This is a genomic window from Winogradskyella ouciana (genome assembly GCF_009709615.1).
Lineage (GTDB): Bacteria > Bacteroidota > Bacteroidia > Flavobacteriales > Flavobacteriaceae > Winogradskyella > Winogradskyella ouciana.
Genome location: NZ_WJYA01000005.1, coordinates 54,749 through 71,549, shown reverse-complemented (window position 1 = coordinate 71,549; position 16,801 = coordinate 54,749). Strand labels below are relative to the sequence as shown.

Here is a 16,801-nt window from a genome sequence, read left to right as displayed (position 1 = left end):
AGGTCTCGCAATGACAGATAAAATTATGCTTCTAGAAATCTGCGCCAACTCATACCAATCGGCAAAAAATGCACAACAAGCAGGAGCGCATCGCATAGAATTATGTCAGGAATTGAGTGTTGGAGGAATCACACCATCTTATGGATTATTAAAACAAGTCATAGAACATTTAAACATTCCGGTATTTGTATTGATTAGACCAAGAGGAGGAAATTTTGTGTACTCAAAAGATGAATTTGAAATCATGAAGCATGATATTGAGGTATGCAAAAAATTAGGTTGCGCTGGAATCGTGTCAGGTGTTTTAAAAGAGGATAAATCCATTGATGTTAAAAGGACGCAAGAACTAGTTGAACTATCTAAACCACTGGATTTTATCTTTCATCGTGCGTTTGACGAGGTTGAAAACCCTAAAAAAGCCTTAGAACAACTCGTTGATTTGGGAGTACATCGCGTACTGACTTCAGGCCAACATAATACTGCTGAGGAAGGGCTGGAATTGCTAAAGGAGCTCAACGACATCGCAAACGGAAGAATCACAATATTAGCAGGAGGTGGCGTAAATTCTAAAAATGCAATTAAATTTAAACAAGCTGGTTTAAAGGAAATTCATGCATCGGCTTCAACGATAATAGAACAAGAAAATTCCATGTTTTCTGCTCACTTAACCGTTTCGGACCCTCAAAAAATAAAAGCCATTTTAGATGCGATATAATTTTCTACTTTTAATATTGGTTTGTTGTAGTTGTCAGCCTAAACACGATATTCCTGTTAACATTGAATTGCATAATGATTGGCAATTCAAAAAAACAACAGATTCGGTATGGCATTCTGCGACAGTTCCTGGAAATGTATTCTCAGATTTATTAGATCACGACCTTATTGAAGACCCTTTTATAGGCAGTAACGAAGAAAAAGTACAATGGGTTTCCGAAACCGATTGGGAATATAAAACTTCATTTTCTATCGACAAGGAAACACTTGAAAAGAAAAACATAGCACTCAATTTCGATGGTCTGGACACTTATGCTTCGGTGTTTTTGAATGATAGTTTAATCCTAAAAGCGAACAATGCTTTTCTAGAATGGAAAGTTGATGTCAAGCAAATTTTAAATGAACAAAATGAACTTCGAATATTATTTGAAAATACTTCAAAACACGAAGAGCTTGCAAAAGAAAAACTGCCCTATGAGCTGCCCGAAGGCAATCGGATTTTTACCAGAAAAGCACAATTTCAATACGGTTGGGATTGGGGACCGAAATTAAATACGAGTGGTATTTGGAGACCCATTAATTTAGTCGCTTGGAATGATGCAAGGATTTATGATATGTATGTTAATCAACATAGTCTTACTGATTCAATTGCAAAACTTTCTGTACAATTAGATTTTGCCAATCGAAAAACCCACGACTACAATTTTGAGTTATTTGTTAACGACTCTTTAGTTGCCGTATCAGAAGAAGGATTTCAATATAGTCCGCATTCAATTCCGTTTACTATCAAGAATCCAAGACGCTGGTGGCCACACAATCTAGGTGAACCTTATTTATATGACATTAAAGTTATTGTAAAGGATGATGAAAAAATTCTCGACAGCATATCGGTAAAAAAGGGATTGAGAACTATTGAGCTAGTCACCGAAAAGGATAGTATTGGCAAATCTTTCGATTTTAAAGTCAACGATGTACCAGTGTATGCCAAAGGTGCGAATTACATTCCGCAACACAGCTTTCAAAATAAAGTAAAAAATGAAGATTATGAGAGACTGTTAAATGATGTCGTTGATGCCAATATGAATATGCTCAGAGTTTGGGGAGGAGGGATTTATGAAAATGATGTGTTTTATGACTTATGTGACGAAAAAGGCATCCTCGTTTGGCAAGATTTTATGTTTGCATGTGCCATGTATCCTGGCGATGATAATTTTTTGGAGAATGTACAACAAGAAGCGAGTGACAATGTCAAAAGACTAAGAAACCACGCTTCAATTGCACTGTGGTGTGGCAATAACGAAAACTCAGAAGGTTGGCATCGTTGGGGCTGGCAAGCAGATAGAAGTGAAGCTGAAAAAAAAGAGATTTGGAATAATTATTTAAAAGTATTCGATTCCATTTTGCCAAATACTGTTTCTCAATTAACTGATACGGATTATTGGGAAAGCTCGCCAAAATACGGCAGAGGGAATCCTAAATACAAAACCGAAGGCGATGCACACGATTGGTGGATTTGGCACGATGGCTATCCTTTTGAGCATCTCGAAGAAAACGTACCACGTTTTATGAGCGAGTTTGGGTTTCAGTCCTTTCCGAGTTATGAGACGATTCGATATATCAATCAAAGTGATTCGATTAAAATAAGTTCAGAAAGCTTTAAAAACCATCAAAAACATTCAAGAGGATTTCAGATTATTGAAGACTATATGCAGCGCGATTTCCCTGTGCCTGAAAACCCAGAGGATTATGTCTATGTGAGTCAGCTTTTGCAAGCTTACGGCATCACAAAAGGTATTGAAGCGCAACGAAGAGCAAAGCCTTATAATATGGGGACGCTATATTGGCAACTCAACGATTGCTGGCCAGCCGTAGCTTGGAGCAGTATAGATTACTTTGGAAATTGGAAAGCATTGCATTATAAAGCTAAACGTAGTTTTGAGAATGTTTTAATTTCTTCAATAGTTAAAAATGACACTTTAAAAACTTGGATTGTAAATGATGATTTAGTTTTAAAAAGAGGAACACTTTCACTACAATTATTCGATTTTAATGGTAACTTGATTTGGGAAGATTCAAAAGAAGTTATGGCAAATCCCACTTCAAGCGAAATAATGTATCAACTTGATTTAAATACGGTTCAATTCAAAAAAAGCGAAACGGTCTTAATTTCAAATTTCAATAATCAAACTTCAAATTTCTACTTTGTAAAACCGAAGGACTTAAAACTAAAGAAAGCTGATATTCAAAAGAAAATCACAAAAAATGATGATGGATTTAAGATAGAACTGTCAAGCAAAACGCTTCAAAAAGATGTATTTCTCTACACTAAGACCAATGGCCATTTCTCAGATAATTTTTTCGATTTGTTGCCTAATCAACCAAAAACTATTGAATTTTCTACACAAGAAAATGAATCAGTCAATTTCAATATTAAATGCATTAATAACTTAATAAGATAGTTTGTAATTTCACCCCTTAAATTTACGGTACAGTTATGCTACGTTGGATATTACTTTTTATCCTTATTTTTCTCCTCGATTTTTATGCCTTTCAGGTCGTCCGAACATTGACAAAAAGTTCTTGGATTTATCTGATTTATTGGGTGCTATCTATATTGGTAGTCGGCAATTTTACCTATTACTATTATAATTTTGTTCGAGGCGAGAGTTTTACGCATGGACATGGCTATGCCTTGGCGTTTTTGATTATGCTATTTCTGCCCAAAGCTTTTATGTTGCTATTTATGCTTGGTGAAGATTTGGTGAGAGGTGTTTCTTATGGCATTCAAAAACTTTCTGGTAACGAAGTTCATTTTAAAGGAAGAAGGGAGTTTGTATCTAAGTTGGCACTCGGTGTTGCTGCCATTCCGTTTGCGTCTTTTCTTCATGGGATTACAAGAGGTAAATACAACTTTCAAGTAATCAAACACCAACTGTTTTTTGAGGATCTTCCAGACGCCTTCGATGGCTATACCATTACCCAAATCAGTGATATCCATTCAGGTAGTTTAGAAAGCAAGAGCGAGATAGCTGAAGGGATTGATTTGGTCAATCGACAAAACAGTGATCTTATACTATTTACTGGTGATATAGTGAATAGCAAAGCAGAGGAAATGACAGGTTGGTTGTCTGTCTTTGATAAATTTGAAGCTAAAGACGGTAAATTTTCAGTACTGGGAAATCACGATTATGGGTATTATGCTTATGGTGGAGATATTGAGCTCAACCGACATAATCAAATGAAGATGGAAGAAGTGCACAAGCGCATAGGTTTTGATTTGCTATTGAACGAAAGCCGACGAATTGAAAAAAATGGACAGCACATTAATATTCTGGGCGTAGAAAATTGGGGAGCTTCTCGTCATTTCCCAAAACGTGGAAGCCTAAAAGAAGCGACTAAAACTATTGGAGAAAACGAGTTTAATATTTTAATGAGTCATGATCCTTCGCACTTTGATTACGAAAAAATGGAATTAAATACGGATGACATCAATAATCACGACATTGTTATAGACGAAACCAATGTTATTAATTTTGGAAAAGACATTCAATTAACGCTTGCAGGTCACACACATGGTATGCAGTTTGGTATAGAATTACCTGCATTAGGCATTAAGTGGAGTCCGGTAAAATACCGTTATCCAAAATGGGCTGGTTTGTATAAGGTAGCTGGGAAATATTTGTATGTTAACAGAGGGTTTGGTTATCTAGCTTTTCCTGGTAGAGTAGGTATCTGGCCAGAAATAACCGTGATAGAGCTTAAAAAGGGTAAAAAAGAAGCGTAATTGACAACAATTGCTTATTTTTATGTTGTTGATAATAAACTTACTGAGATTTACTATTAAAAATATATGTAGGTTTGTGATACACGTTTGACTAAAATAATAACTTATGTCAAAATTTGGGGAATTAATAGATGTCGATATTCCGGTACTATTAGACTTCTACACAGAATCGAACGATCAATCTGTTGCTATGCATCCGGTACTTAGAGATGTTGCAGCCGCTCTAGGCGATAAAGCGAAAGTCATTAAAATTGATGTAGATAAAAACAAAGAGTTAGCAGAAGCACTTCGTGTTAAAGGTTTACCAACATTGATTATCTATAAGGACGGTGAAATGAAATGGCGTCATAGTGGTGAAAAAGATGCAGATACTTTGATAGGTATTATTCAAGAATATGCTTAGATAAAGCTTTAAACTCATAACCTTTTTTACTGTAGTATTCCAAAACTTTAGGCAAGGTATATTTTAGATTTCGTGATGCCTTAATACTATCGTGAAAAACGATGATGCTCCCTTCCTTTGCTGCTGATGTTACATTTTTGAAACAGGTATCCTCACTTACAGATTTATCCCAATCATAAGAAAGTACATCCCAAAGTATAACCCGATATCCTAACTCCAGTAATTTTTTACTTTGCTTATTTTTAAACTTACCATAGGGAGGTCTGAAAAGATTGACGATTGGCGATTGACGATTACCGAATTTAGAATTTAACAAGGATTGAGTTTTCTCAACATCTTCAACATAATCTTTGGTTTTATGCTTCCAACCCTTAAGGTGATTATAAGTGTGGTTACCAACTGTATGACCTTGAGATATTATATTTTGAAAAATATCGGGATGTTTTTCAATATTAGTACCTATACAAAAGAAAGTTGCTTTAGCATTATATTCATCTAAAACATTGAGTACCCAGTCAGTGATTTCTGGAGTTGGGCCATCATCAAACGTGAGATAGAGTTCTTTGTTTTCGGTATTAATATTCCAGACAAAATTTGGAAATAATGTTTTAACAAACTCTGGTGTCTTAGCTGGAATGATTTGCATCGTTTTTATTCTTCGGGTGCTAAAGAATCAAGTATAGAATCGTTTAGAATACTATTGATATCTATATCTTCTCTAGGCTCGGGTTCTTCTTCGGGTGATCCCATAAATTTATCCAGTAAACTCAAATAACTATTGAAGGTTTTGGTTTCTTCTAAAGCAAAATCCTTATCGTTATAGATTACCAATATATCCACTAAAGCTCTGTATCGCTGAATATCTAGATATACATCATCTATTAATCGTATTTGGTCATCTTCATCCAAACCACTGAAATACAGAATGTTTTCCTGATAGATTTTAGCCACATCTTTGTAAAGAGCTCGTCCTTTTTCAACGTTTCCAATTTCGTAGTAAGCACTGATGTATGGCTCTAAAAGCGAATGGAAACCAAATTTATCCACAGGCATTTTTTCCATGGCCAGATCGGCAATTTCTTCAGCTTTATCTAACTTATCTTCATTGATAAGTGCTTCCATTAAACGCGCTAAATTCCCTCTATAGGTAATTCCGTTACGTCTTGTTTCGATATCGTGATAAATCTCTTCTCCACTTCCGCCCCAATTCCATTGTTTTACCATGTCATACATCAAATCAGGATCAACACGTCCCATATCATAAGGATTCGCTCTATCTACAGGTGTTTTTATTGGTACGAGTTTATAGCACATACCATCTAGCTGCAAATAATCTTTTAACCATATATAATCATCTGCTCCAAAAGCTCCACCAGTAAAGTAGATTGGTCGTTCCCAGTTGTTGTTGGCAAGAATATCTAGCATCAACAATCTATTTTTGTAGATATAACTGCCTTCAATTTCAGCATACAGAGTGTCTTCAATTTTATCTGCATCTTTCGGTTTTACAATGCCATTTTTAAGTACTTGTTCTTTGTTAACAGGAATACTAATATGCCTAGTTGGGAAGTAATTTGTGTTTAACAAGTGGCTAGGATATTGTCTAGGGTCTTCACCTTGTCTTTCAACCACATACTTAAATTTTGTTGTAGGTTTTTCACTAGACACAAAGTCCATAAAATCTTTAATTGGTAGAGTGTCATTTGTGATTTCTCGTCTTATGATAACATCTCTGGTCCCACCTCTATATTGATTATGCGTCAATTGAGACGGGATAGGGTCACTCTCATAGGCTTGGCGTTTCATTTGGTCGATGTACCAATCGGTTTGAAATAAACTCGTATTCACCACTCTAACATCCGTTCTTACGCCTTCAATTTCTTGAAGATACCACAATGGGAACGAATCGTTATCACCTATGGTAAAGAGTATGGCATTCGGCGCACAAGATTCTAAATATTTACGCGCCATGGCATTGGCGGTGTATTTTCCTGAACGGTCATGATCATCCCAGTTATTAGCTGCTAAAACACCAGGTACTATAATAATGCAGAGTACTGTAATTGCAGGAGCCAATAATTTTGACTTAATGCTAGACTTTAATAAATCATAGATTGCATAGACTCCAAAGCCAATCCAAATAGCAAATACATAAAATGAACCGACTACAGAATAGTCGCGCTCACGAGGTTCAAAAGGTCTTACGTTGGTATAAAACTGAATCGCAATACCAGTTAACAGGAAAAACACCAATAGCACCCAAAAACGTTTGGCATCTGTGTACATTAAAAAGAAAAATCCAATAAGACCGAGTATAAGTGGTAAGAAATAATAAGTGTTTCTGGCTTTATTTTCTAAAACTTCAGTCGGTAAATTATCTTGTGATACTCCTAAGTGTATTTCGTCTATCAATTTTATTCCTGAGATCCAATTACCATTAAAGTCGTCATATTTTCCTTGAATATCGTTTTGTCGTCCTGTAAAATTCCACATAAAATAACGCCAGTACATATATCCGAATTGATACTGAAACATATAAGCTATGTTGTCAAAAAAAGAAGGCTTTTCAACAATTAAATATTGCTGTCCATAACGCCTTAAAAACTGATCATAATCTTCATAGTCAACTTCACCTTTTGCAATTCGCATTCTAAAATCATTAACCACTTGGTCAAAACGTCTTTTTTCTTGAATAGAATATTGACCAGCCTCCTCCTCTGAGAGTCCATAACTGAGTGCTTCGTTATAAGCTCGTGTTTGCAAATTCGGGTCGACTTTAAAGTCAATCAGACCCGTAAACATCATGTAGTTTTCAGCGTGTTCGCTACTCCACATTCTTGGTAGTATGGAAGCATGCTCATGATTATAGTTTTGTTTACTGCCTTCCCAATCGTTTATAATGACGTATTTGCCTAGTTTTTCGTCGCGCTCATAATTCTTTTTGTCATCTACAAATGGCTCATCTTCATCGGCACCAGAGTAGATTTCTGTAAACTGAGGGCCATAAAATAAATGGGTTTCAGGATACTGTTCTAGGTTATAGTATGCTAAAAGCTCTCTAGCATCCGAAGGGTCGTTTTCGTTAATAATTACGTTGGCGTTAGCTCTAATCGGTAACATCATCCATGATGAAAAACCCATAAAAATAAACATGAGGCAAAGCACCAAGGTGTTGGCATGTATCATGCCTTTTTTTCGTGTATAATTCAAGCCAAAGTAAAACAGGGCAATTACCAATAAGCCTGTGATGATGGTACCAGAATTAAACGGTAACCCTATTGAATTCACAAAGAATACTTCTAGATTTCCAAATAACTGTAAGGTTGAGGGCAATAACAATTTGAATATAAAAAGCAAAATTGCCGCAGAAGCGACGTTCGCAATAATAAAATTCTTAACCGTTATGGTCTTATAATTCTTAAAATAGTAAATAAGTCCAATAGCTGGTATAGTCAATAAACCCATAAAGTGAACACCAAAGGATAGACCGATAACAAAAGCAATTAAAATTAGCCAACGATTACCTCTTGGCTTGTGCATGTCTTGTTCCCAACGTAAAGCGAGATAAAACATTACAGCCATAATTAAGGTTGCCATGGCGTAAACTTCAGTTTCAACCGCATTAAACCAAAAAGAATCCGTAAATGTAAAGGCCAAACTACCAACTAAAGCACTACCTAAAATTGCCATTGCTTTGCTTGAGCTAGACTCCTTATCATATTTAACAAGCTTTACGAGCAGCAAACTAATGGTCCAGAACATAAATAGAATAGTAAAGGCACTCGCTGTGGCACTCATCATATTCATTATCATACCAATTTGCGAAGGCTCTAAAGCAAACATTGAGAAAAACGCTCCCATCATTTGAAACAAAGGCGCTCCTGGTGGATGCCCAACTTGTAATTTAGATGAGGTTAAAATATACTCACCTGCGTCCCAAAAACTTACCGTTGGTTCTATGGTTAAGGCGTATACTACAAATGCGACTGCAAATACAAACCATGCTAAGATGGTATTCCACTTTTTAAAGTTAAAATCTGTCATTGAAAACCTTGCTTATTGATGCTGGCGAATTTACTAATTATTATAGTAATGCCTACGTTTTTAAGTTAACGTTAAGTAATTTCAATTATTTTTCTTCTTTTTTTTTGCCCAAGACAAACTTTGTTTTAAATTTGCACCCTCAATTTAAGCGATTGGCCTATGGTGTAACTGGCAACACGTCTGGTTTTGGTCCAGAAGAGTCTAGGTTCGAGCCCTAGTAGGCCAACGATATTTAATCCCGAACATTAATTTGTTTGGGATTTTTTCTTAACAGGAAATTATAATGGGGCGAGAAGCCTGTGCTGAGCGCAGTCGAAGTAAGCCCTAGTAGGCCAACAAATAAAAATCCTAACCGCAAACGGTTAGGGTTTTTTGTTTAAGGGAATTTATTTAGAGGACTATATCTTAAAAGTAATAACCGGTCGCTTGGCATGGTTAACTAAATCCTCGCTTATACTACTGTTAAAGAAGTGCGCTATACCTTGGCGTCCATGTGTACTGATGCCAATAAGATCTGCATCAATTTCTGCAGAGAAATTCAAAATGCCCTGCTCAACACTGGTATCGTTATGTACGTTAATGGTGTAATTTTCAAAAGTTTGACCTGAGATAAAATCATTGATTCTTGTTCTAGACTCGTATGTTGTAATAAAATTATTGGCGGTATTTACTAAAAGTAAATGGATTTTAGCTCCAAACAATTCTGCAAACTTAACGGCCTGCTCGTAGGTTTTTTTGTTATCGTTTTTAAAATCAGATGCAAACACAAAATTTCGGATGCTAAAACTCGCATGGTGGTTTTTAATCACAAGTACTGGCACATCAGAAGAACGCACCACTTTCTCGGCATTAGAACCAATAAACATTTCCTTAAGCCCAGACGCTCCGTGAGAACCCATAACAATTAAGTCTATATCAAACTCTTTACAGGCTTCTTTAATTTCATTAAAAGAAATATCTGCTTTAACGGTTTCATGAACTGTAATACCCTCCAAAAAATCACTTTCCATTAATTCTTCAAATTGTTTGTGGGCTAATTTCATAAAGAATAGGGCCTCTGGAATATCGCTTCTAACAGCACCAGGATCTATATGCTGCATGGGTATTTCCATCATGTGCAATAGGTAAATGTCAGCATTGTATCTTCGGGCTAGCATTGCTGCAACTTTTAATGCGTTTTCAGCTTGCTCAGAAAAATCGGTAGGGACTAGTATTCTGTTCATTATGTTTTTGGTTTATGTTGGTATCTTAAATTTACAAAAATAATTCCACTTAGCGATGCTTTGAAAAATCAATATAAATATTGTATATTTGCATCGTTATTTACGGAAATAAATACGCGAGAGGACGAAAAGTCCTCTCTTTTTATATTTAAAAATGTTTAAGAGTACAGTTGAAGACTTATTGCAAAATGCCTTAAAGGAAAGACAGGATCTGTTCTTAATAGATTTTAATGTGTCTACTGACAATGCGATTAAAATTGTAATAGATGGAGATAAAGGAGTGCTGGTTGAGGATTGTATGTTCATTAGCCGTGCCATAGAGCATAATTTAGATAGAGACGAGCACGATTTCTCTTTAGAGGTTTTATCATCTGGTGCAGCGACACCTTTGGTTTTGCCGAGACAGTATAAAAAGCATATTGGGCGTAACTTAGAAGTTAAGACCAATGATGGTGAAAATATAGAAGGTCAGTTGACCGAAGCTGACGACAAAGGCGTGGTTTTAAAGTGGAAAACTAGACAACCAAAGCCTGTAGGTAAAGGAAAGGTAACTGTAACAAAAGAAGCTAATGTTGCCTTTAGCGATATTAAAGAAGCAAAAGTTAAAATAAAATTTTAATTCATATCAATTATGGAGAATGTAGCATTAATTGAATCATTTTCAGAGTTTAAGGATGATAAGTTAATAGACAGAGTTACGCTGATGGCGATTCTAGAGGATGTGTTGCGTAATGCATTGAAGAAGAAGTATGGTGATGATGATAATTTTGACATTATTATAAATCCAGATAAAGGGGATTTAGAAATATGGAGAAATCGTATTGTTGTGGCAGATGGCGAGGTTGAAGAGCCAAACCAAGAAATTGAATTATCCGAAGCACAGAAAATTGAACCAGATTTTGAAGTTGGTGAAGATGTGGCTGAAGAAGTGAAACTTATTGATTTAGGTAGACGTTCAATTTTAGCATTAAGACAAAATCTTATTTCTAAGATTCACGAGCACGATAATACAAACATATATAAGCACTTTAAGGAATTAGAAGGAGAGATTTATACGGCTGAAGTGCATCACATTCGTCACAGAGCTATCATCCTTTTAGATGATGATGGTAATGAAATCATTCTTCCAAAGGATAGACAAATACCTTCAGATTTCTTTAGAAAAGGAGAAAATGTAAGAGGAATCATTGAGAGTGTTGAATTAAAAGGAAGCAAACCAGCAATTATAATGTCTAGAACATCTCCATTGTTCTTAGAAAAGTTATTTGAGCAGGAAATCCCAGAAGTATTTGACGGTTTAATCACTGTTAAAAAAGTAGTACGTATTCCTGGTGAAAAGGCGAAAGTAGCGGTAGATTCTTATGATGATAGAATCGATCCTGTTGGAGCTTGTGTTGGTATGAAAGGATCTCGTATTCATGGTATCGTTCGCGAATTGGGTAATGAAAACATTGATGTTATCAACTATACCAATAACATTCAGTTGTTTGTAACGAGAGCATTGAGTCCTGCACGTGTAACGTCTTTGAAATTAGACGAAGAAAACATGCGTGCTGAGGTGTTATTGAAACCAGAAGAAGTTTCTAAAGCCATTGGTAGAGGTGGTCATAACATTCGTTTGGCAGGTCAATTAACAGGTTACGAAATTGACGTATTTAGAGAAGGTGCAGAAGAAGATGTAGAATTAAAAGAATTCTCGGATGAAATCGAAGGATGGATTATCAGTGAGTTCAGCAAAGCTGGTTTAGACACCGCAAAAAGTATTCTAGAGCAAGACGTTGTTGATTTAGTGAAACGTACTGATTTAGAAGAAGAAACAATATTAGATGTCATTAGAATTCTTAAAGAAGAATTTGAAGACTAATAGCAGTTTAACTTTAAAACAAGGAAGTTAGATTGATATAAAACAGATTTAAGTATATTACAGCAATTTATGGCTCAAATTAGAATTAATAAAGTATTAAGGGAACTGAACATCTCATTAGATCGTGCTGTGGATTTTTTAGAATCCAAAGGTATCGAGATTGAGAAAAGTCCTAATACAAAAATTTCGCAAGAGGTTTATGACACGCTTTCTGATGAATTTCAGACAGATGCAACAAAGCGTGAAAAAGCCCAAGAAGTTAGTGAAGCTAAACTCAAGGAAAAGGAGAAGCTTCGCGAACAACGTGAACGCGAAATTGAAGAAAAAGAAAAGGAAGAAGCCGCAAAGGAAACTGTAGTAAAAGCTAAGGCCGATTTAAGTGGACCAAAGCAAATCGGTAAAATTGATTTAGAGAAAAAACCTGAGGCGAAGGCAAAAGAAGAGAAGAAGGAAGAAGAAAAAAAGCCAAAGGAAAAGCCTGCTGCTATAAAAGAAAAACCTAAGAAAGAAACTAAGGAGCCTAAAAAGGAAGAAAAGAAGGTTAAAACCAAGAAAGAAAAGCTAGAAAATGAAGATGAATCTGGTGAACCTGCAGAAGAAACGCTAAAGACACAATACAAAAAACTTTCCGGACCAACATCTACCGGAAAAAAAATAGACCTTTCTCAGTTTAACAAACCAAAAAAGAAGAAAGAAGAAAAGCCTGCTGCATCTAAAGACGGTAATAAGCGTAAGAGACGTAGAATCAGTAAAGGAGGAAATGATGGTGGTGGAAGACCAAATTTTGATAACAGAAGAGGTGGAAAAGGAAGAGGTTCTCGACCAAAAGTGGTTAAGGAAGAGCCAAGTGAAGAAGAAGTACAAAAGCAAGTAAGAGAAACGCTTGAAAAACTTCAAGGAAAATCCAGTAAAGGAAAAGGAGCAAAATACCGTAGAGAAAAGAGAGATCAACACCGTCAGCAGACTGAGATCGATCAAGAAATTGCAGCAGCAGAAAGTAAAACGCTTAAAGTAACTGAATTTGTTACCGTAAGTGAAGTTGCCACAATGATGAATGTTGGTGTTACTGAAGTCATTTCAGCATGTATGTCGCTTGGTATGATGGTGACTATGAACCAAAGATTGGACGCAGAAACATTATCTATTGTAGCCGAGGAATTTGGTTATGATGTTGAGTTTGTAACTGCCGATATAGAAGAGTCCATAGAAACTACTGAAGACGATCCAAAAGATTTAGAGCCTCGTGCTCCAATCGTAACGGTAATGGGTCACGTAGATCATGGTAAAACATCGTTATTGGATTATATACGTGAAGAAAATGTAATTGCAGGCGAATCTGGTGGAATTACACAGCATATAGGTGCTTATGGTGTTCAGCTAGATAGCGGACAAAAAATAGCATTCTTGGATACACCAGGTCACGAAGCCTTTACGGCAATGCGTGCTCGTGGTGCTCAAGTTACAGATATTGCTATTATTGTGGTGGCGGCAGATGATGCCATAATGCCACAAACCAAAGAGGCAATTTCACACGCTCAAGCGGCTGGAGTTCCCATTGTATTCGCAATTAATAAAATAGATAAGCCAGATGCTAATCCTGAAAAAGTAAAAGAAGGCTTAGCAAGCATGAATTTATTGGTGGAAGATTGGGGAGGAAAAATCCAGTCTCATGATATATCTGCCAAATTTGGTACAGGTGTTAAGGAGTTACTAGAAAAAGTACTTCTTGAAGCTGAATTATTAGAATTAAAAGCCAATCCTAATAAACCTGCTCAAGGTACAGTTGTGGAAGCTTACTTAGATAAAGGTAGAGGTTATGTTTCTACCATTTTGGTACAGGCAGGTACTTTAAAAGTTGGTGACTATGTTTTAGCCGGAAAAAATAGTGGTAAAGTAAAAGCCATGCACGATGAACGCGGAAATGATGTAGAGGAGGCTGGGCCATCTACACCAGTATCAATCTTAGGATTGGATGGTGCGCCACAAGCAGGTGATAAATTCAATGTATTTGAAGATGAACGTGAAGCGAAACAAATTGCTGCTAAACGAACACAATTACAACGTGAGCAATCGGTAAGAACGCAACGTCATATTACATTAGACGAAATCGGAAGACGTATTGCGCTTGGTGATTTCCAAGAATTGAACATCATTCTTAAAGGTGACGTAGATGGTTCTGTTGAAGCGTTAACAGATTCGTTCCAAAAATTATCTACCGAAGAGATACAGGTAAATATTATACATAAAGGTGTTGGCGCCATTACAGAAAGTGATGTATTATTAGCAACAGCTTCTGATGCTATTATAGTCGGATTTAATGTGCGTCCTGTAGGAAATGCAAGATCAATAGCCGATAAGGAAGAAATTGATATCAGAACGTATTCTATTATCTATGCAGCTATCAACGACCTTAAAGACGCTATGGAAGGTATGTTATCTCCAGAAGTTAAAGAGGAAGTTACAGGTACTGCCGAAATTAGAGAGACATTCAAAATTTCTAAGGTTGGTACTATTGCAGGATGTATGGTTCTAAGCGGAAAAATCTTTAGAAATTCTGGAATCCGTTTAATTAGAGATGGTGTTGTAATCCACACAGGTGAGCTTACATCTTTAAAGCGATTTAAGGATGATGTTAAGGAAGTATCTAAAGGTTACGACTGTGGTATGCAACTAAAAGGTTATAACGACATTCAAGAAGGAGATGTTATTGAGGCATTCCAAGAAGTTGAGGTTAAAAAGAAGTTGAAATAATAAAAACTTTTAAACATAAAAAAAGCCGACTTATAGTCGGCTTTTTTGTTTTATTATTTCTATTTAGGAAGCTACTTTTTATCCAACTTTGGCTGAAAGATAATTGCATTCATATACTTTTTCTTGATTTTCACCAAAGCTCTATCGGCCTCCAATCTTGTAGCAAAATTACCAACCCATACTTTATAGTTTGGTGTGTTCCAAACGACTTCAGCAGGCCATTCTCCATAAGCATTAGAGAAATTACTTTTTTCGCGTTGCGCTTTATCAGGATCCACACTTTGATAAACCTGTATTCTATATACCTTAGTTGTCTTTATATCTTTTTTATACTCCAATAGCTTGTCAATATCACTATCCTGATCCACATTGACCTCGCCTTGTTGGGCACTCATTGTAAATGAGAACATTGCAAGTAAAATTACTACGCTAAAATATTTGGTTTTTATTGCCATGGTTTTTTATTTAAATACAAAGGTATATTATTCAACGCAAATGCTTAAAAAATCTTATTTAGAATTGGTATAAATTAGATATTAACACTTCTCTAAGATTTCTAAAATCGACTTTATATCTTACTTTTGCATGAGTTTTTACAAACATGTTTTTTCGCATTTAAATGAAAAAATCGTACCAAAGTTTAGAAGATAATTCAACTCATAATATGAAACAGGTGATCTACCGTAATTTAACCTCTAAGATTCTTCATTTAGGTTTTATTTTATTACTCACGTTTTCAACCTCATTAACAGCTCAAGAAGGTGATCCAGCGAATGGAAAATCACTCTTTAATGCTAACTGTGCATCTTGTCATAAACTAGACAAACCAATGACTGGTCCTGCGTTAAGAAACGTAGAAGCTAGATTGGCAGAAGAACAAGGCTTGGATAGAGAATGGATAAATGCATGGATACGTAACAGTGCTGCCATGATTAAATCTGGTGATCCGTATGCGACTAAGATATTCGCTGAATGGAATAATACGGCGATGACAGCGTTCCCGCAATTGAGTGACCAAGACATTACTGATATTTTAGCTTATACAGCACAACCAAAACCAGAACCTGTTGTATTGAATGGCGGCGGTGGTGAAACACCTCCTGATGATAGGGGAGCATCGAATAATTTAATCTTAGGTGCTCTAGCTATATTATTTGGTTTATTGGCTATAGCGTTAGTTTTGGTTAAGCGTACATTAAACCGTTTCGCAGATGCTAAAGGTATTGAGGTAGCAACTAAGGAAAAAGGCTTGCCACTTTGGAAAGCTTTTGTTCAAAACCAATTCTTGGTGTTGGTTACAGTTATTTTCCTTTTATTGGCGAGTGGATATTTTGTATATGGTTATTTTATGCAGGTAGGTATAGATCAAGGTTATGAGCCAGTTCAGCCAATTCACTATTCACATAGGATTCACGCTGGTGACAACGCTATAGATTGTAAATATTGTCATTCCTCAGCGAGAGTAAGTAAGCATTCAGGAATCCCATCATTGAATATTTGTATGAACTGTCACAAGTCTATTTCAGAAGTGGCACCAGAAACTCTAGCGGAAGGAAGAGAGTATGGTGTAGATTACAACGCTGAGATCCAAAGACTTTATGATGCGGTAGGATGGGACGGAACAGCTTACACAGGGGATTCTAAACCTGTAAAATGGATTAGAATTCACAATTTGCCAGACTTTGCATATTTCAATCACTCGCAACATGTTTCGGTGGCAGGTATTGAGTGCCAGACGTGTCATGGCCCTGTTGAGGAAATGGAGATAATGTACCAACATGCACCATTAACGATGGGTTGGTGTATCAATTGTCATAGAGAAACCAATGTTAAAGTACAGGATAACGGCTACTATACTAAAATTCATGAAGAATTGTCTAAAAAGTATGGTGTCGATCAACTGACTGCGGCACAAATGGGTGGATTAGAATGTGGTAAGTGCCACTATTAAAAAATTAAAGAATTACGATTGACGAATTGCGAATGTTAACACAAGAAAAATCGTAAATCGTAAATCA

The 16,801-nt window shown here is 36.1% G+C and carries 12 protein-coding genes and 1 tRNA gene; 9 read left to right on the top strand and 4 right to left on the bottom strand.

The window, feature by feature from the left end:
- The first annotated feature begins 25 nt into the window (after positions 1–25).
- The 4 genes from F1003_RS07935 to F1003_RS07920 all read left to right on the top strand — a co-directional run bounded on the left by F1003_RS07935 (position 26) and on the right by F1003_RS07920 (position 4,901).
- The gene (locus tag F1003_RS07935; RefSeq protein WP_155089269.1) at positions 26–715 is read left to right on the top strand and encodes a copper homeostasis protein CutC; all 690 of its coding nucleotides are present in this window, start codon (positions 26–28) and stop codon (positions 713–715) included.
- Positions 705–3,173 (top strand): beta-mannosidase, encoded by a 2,469-nt coding sequence (locus F1003_RS07930; protein ID WP_155088728.1) that lies wholly within the window; start codon positions 705–707, stop codon positions 3,171–3,173. Before F1003_RS07935 ends, F1003_RS07930 begins: the two co-directional genes overlap by 11 nt.
- A 35-nt stretch (positions 3,174–3,208) precedes the next feature.
- On the top strand, positions 3,209–4,498 hold the full coding sequence (locus F1003_RS07925) for a metallophosphoesterase (RefSeq protein WP_155088727.1): 1,290 nt from the start codon (positions 3,209–3,211) through the stop codon (positions 4,496–4,498).
- A 106-nt stretch (positions 4,499–4,604) separates the two neighbouring features.
- The gene (locus tag F1003_RS07920) at positions 4,605–4,901 is read left to right on the top strand and encodes a thioredoxin family protein (protein WP_155088725.1); all 297 of its coding nucleotides are present in this window, start codon (positions 4,605–4,607) and stop codon (positions 4,899–4,901) included.
- Here F1003_RS07920 and F1003_RS07915 read toward each other — a convergent pair.
- Both F1003_RS07915 and F1003_RS07910 read right to left on the bottom strand, forming a co-directional pair.
- The gene (locus F1003_RS07915; protein WP_155088724.1) at positions 4,882–5,547 is read right to left on the bottom strand and encodes a polysaccharide deacetylase family protein; all 666 of its coding nucleotides are present in this window, start codon (positions 5,545–5,547) and stop codon (positions 4,882–4,884) included. The genes F1003_RS07920 and F1003_RS07915 overlap by 20 nt on opposite strands.
- Positions 5,548–5,552: 5 nt before the next feature.
- Positions 5,553–8,945 (bottom strand): glycosyltransferase family 117 protein, encoded by a 3,393-nt coding sequence (locus tag F1003_RS07910; protein ID WP_155088722.1) that lies wholly within the window; start codon positions 8,943–8,945, stop codon positions 5,553–5,555.
- Positions 8,946–9,098: 153 nt separating this feature from the next.
- On the opposite strand from F1003_RS07910, the gene F1003_RS07905 reads away from it, so the two are divergent.
- A tRNA-Gln gene (locus F1003_RS07905) sits at positions 9,099–9,171 on the top strand.
- A gap of 172 nt (positions 9,172–9,343) precedes the next feature.
- Here the strand turns inward: F1003_RS07905 and F1003_RS07900 are convergent.
- Positions 9,344–10,168: a universal stress protein gene (locus F1003_RS07900; RefSeq protein ID WP_155088720.1), complete on the bottom strand. Its 825-nt coding sequence runs from the start codon at positions 10,166–10,168 to the stop codon at positions 9,344–9,346.
- Between the two features lie 154 nt (positions 10,169–10,322).
- On the opposite strand from F1003_RS07900, the gene rimP reads away from it, so the two are divergent.
- The 3 genes from rimP to infB all read left to right on the top strand — a co-directional run bounded on the left by rimP (position 10,323) and on the right by infB (position 14,783).
- Positions 10,323–10,787 (top strand): ribosome assembly cofactor RimP, encoded by a 465-nt coding sequence (gene rimP, locus F1003_RS07895; RefSeq protein WP_155088718.1) that lies wholly within the window; start codon positions 10,323–10,325, stop codon positions 10,785–10,787.
- A 12-nt stretch (positions 10,788–10,799) separates the two neighbouring features.
- Positions 10,800–12,032 (top strand): transcription termination factor NusA, encoded by a 1,233-nt coding sequence (gene nusA, locus F1003_RS07890; RefSeq protein ID WP_155088716.1) that lies wholly within the window; start codon positions 10,800–10,802, stop codon positions 12,030–12,032.
- 69 nt (positions 12,033–12,101) lie between these two features.
- On the top strand, positions 12,102–14,783 hold the full coding sequence (gene infB / locus F1003_RS07885; RefSeq protein WP_155088715.1) for a translation initiation factor IF-2: 2,682 nt from the start codon (positions 12,102–12,104) through the stop codon (positions 14,781–14,783).
- Between the two features lie 71 nt (positions 14,784–14,854).
- Here the strand turns inward: infB and F1003_RS07880 are convergent, their stop codons facing one another.
- Positions 14,855–15,238, bottom strand: a complete 384-nt coding sequence (locus F1003_RS07880; RefSeq protein WP_155088714.1) for an SPOR domain-containing protein — start codon at positions 15,236–15,238, stop codon at positions 14,855–14,857.
- A gap of 209 nt (positions 15,239–15,447) precedes the next feature.
- On the opposite strand from F1003_RS07880, the gene F1003_RS07875 reads away from it, so the two are divergent.
- On the top strand, positions 15,448–16,734 hold the full coding sequence (locus F1003_RS07875) for a c-type cytochrome (RefSeq protein WP_155089268.1): 1,287 nt from the start codon (positions 15,448–15,450) through the stop codon (positions 16,732–16,734).
- Positions 16,735–16,801: the final 67 nt, after the last annotated feature.

Bases quoted from the DNA above. Each gene is read 5' to 3' on its own strand.
- F1003_RS07935 (WP_155089269.1), top strand. From the start codon at position 26: ATGCTTCTAGAAATCTGCGCCAACTCATACCAATCGGCAAAAAATGCA.
- F1003_RS07930 (WP_155088728.1), top strand. From the start codon at position 705: ATGCGATATAATTTTCTACTTTTAATATTGGTTTGTTGTAGTTGTCAG.
- F1003_RS07925 (WP_155088727.1), top strand. From the start codon at position 3,209: ATGCTACGTTGGATATTACTTTTTATCCTTATTTTTCTCCTCGATTTT.
- F1003_RS07920 (WP_155088725.1), top strand. From the start codon at position 4,605: ATGTCAAAATTTGGGGAATTAATAGATGTCGATATTCCGGTACTATTA.
- F1003_RS07915 (WP_155088724.1), bottom strand. From the start codon at position 5,547: ATGCAAATCATTCCAGCTAAGACACCAGAGTTTGTTAAAACATTATTT.
- F1003_RS07910 (WP_155088722.1), bottom strand. From the start codon at position 8,945: ATGACAGATTTTAACTTTAAAAAGTGGAATACCATCTTAGCATGGTTT.
- F1003_RS07900 (WP_155088720.1), bottom strand. From the start codon at position 10,168: ATGAACAGAATACTAGTCCCTACCGATTTTTCTGAGCAAGCTGAAAAC.
- rimP (WP_155088718.1), top strand. From the start codon at position 10,323: ATGTTTAAGAGTACAGTTGAAGACTTATTGCAAAATGCCTTAAAGGAA.
- nusA (WP_155088716.1), top strand. From the start codon at position 10,800: ATGGAGAATGTAGCATTAATTGAATCATTTTCAGAGTTTAAGGATGAT.
- infB (WP_155088715.1), top strand. From the start codon at position 12,102: ATGGCTCAAATTAGAATTAATAAAGTATTAAGGGAACTGAACATCTCA.
- F1003_RS07880 (WP_155088714.1), bottom strand. From the start codon at position 15,238: ATGGCAATAAAAACCAAATATTTTAGCGTAGTAATTTTACTTGCAATG.
- F1003_RS07875 (WP_155089268.1), top strand. From the start codon at position 15,448: ATGAAACAGGTGATCTACCGTAATTTAACCTCTAAGATTCTTCATTTA.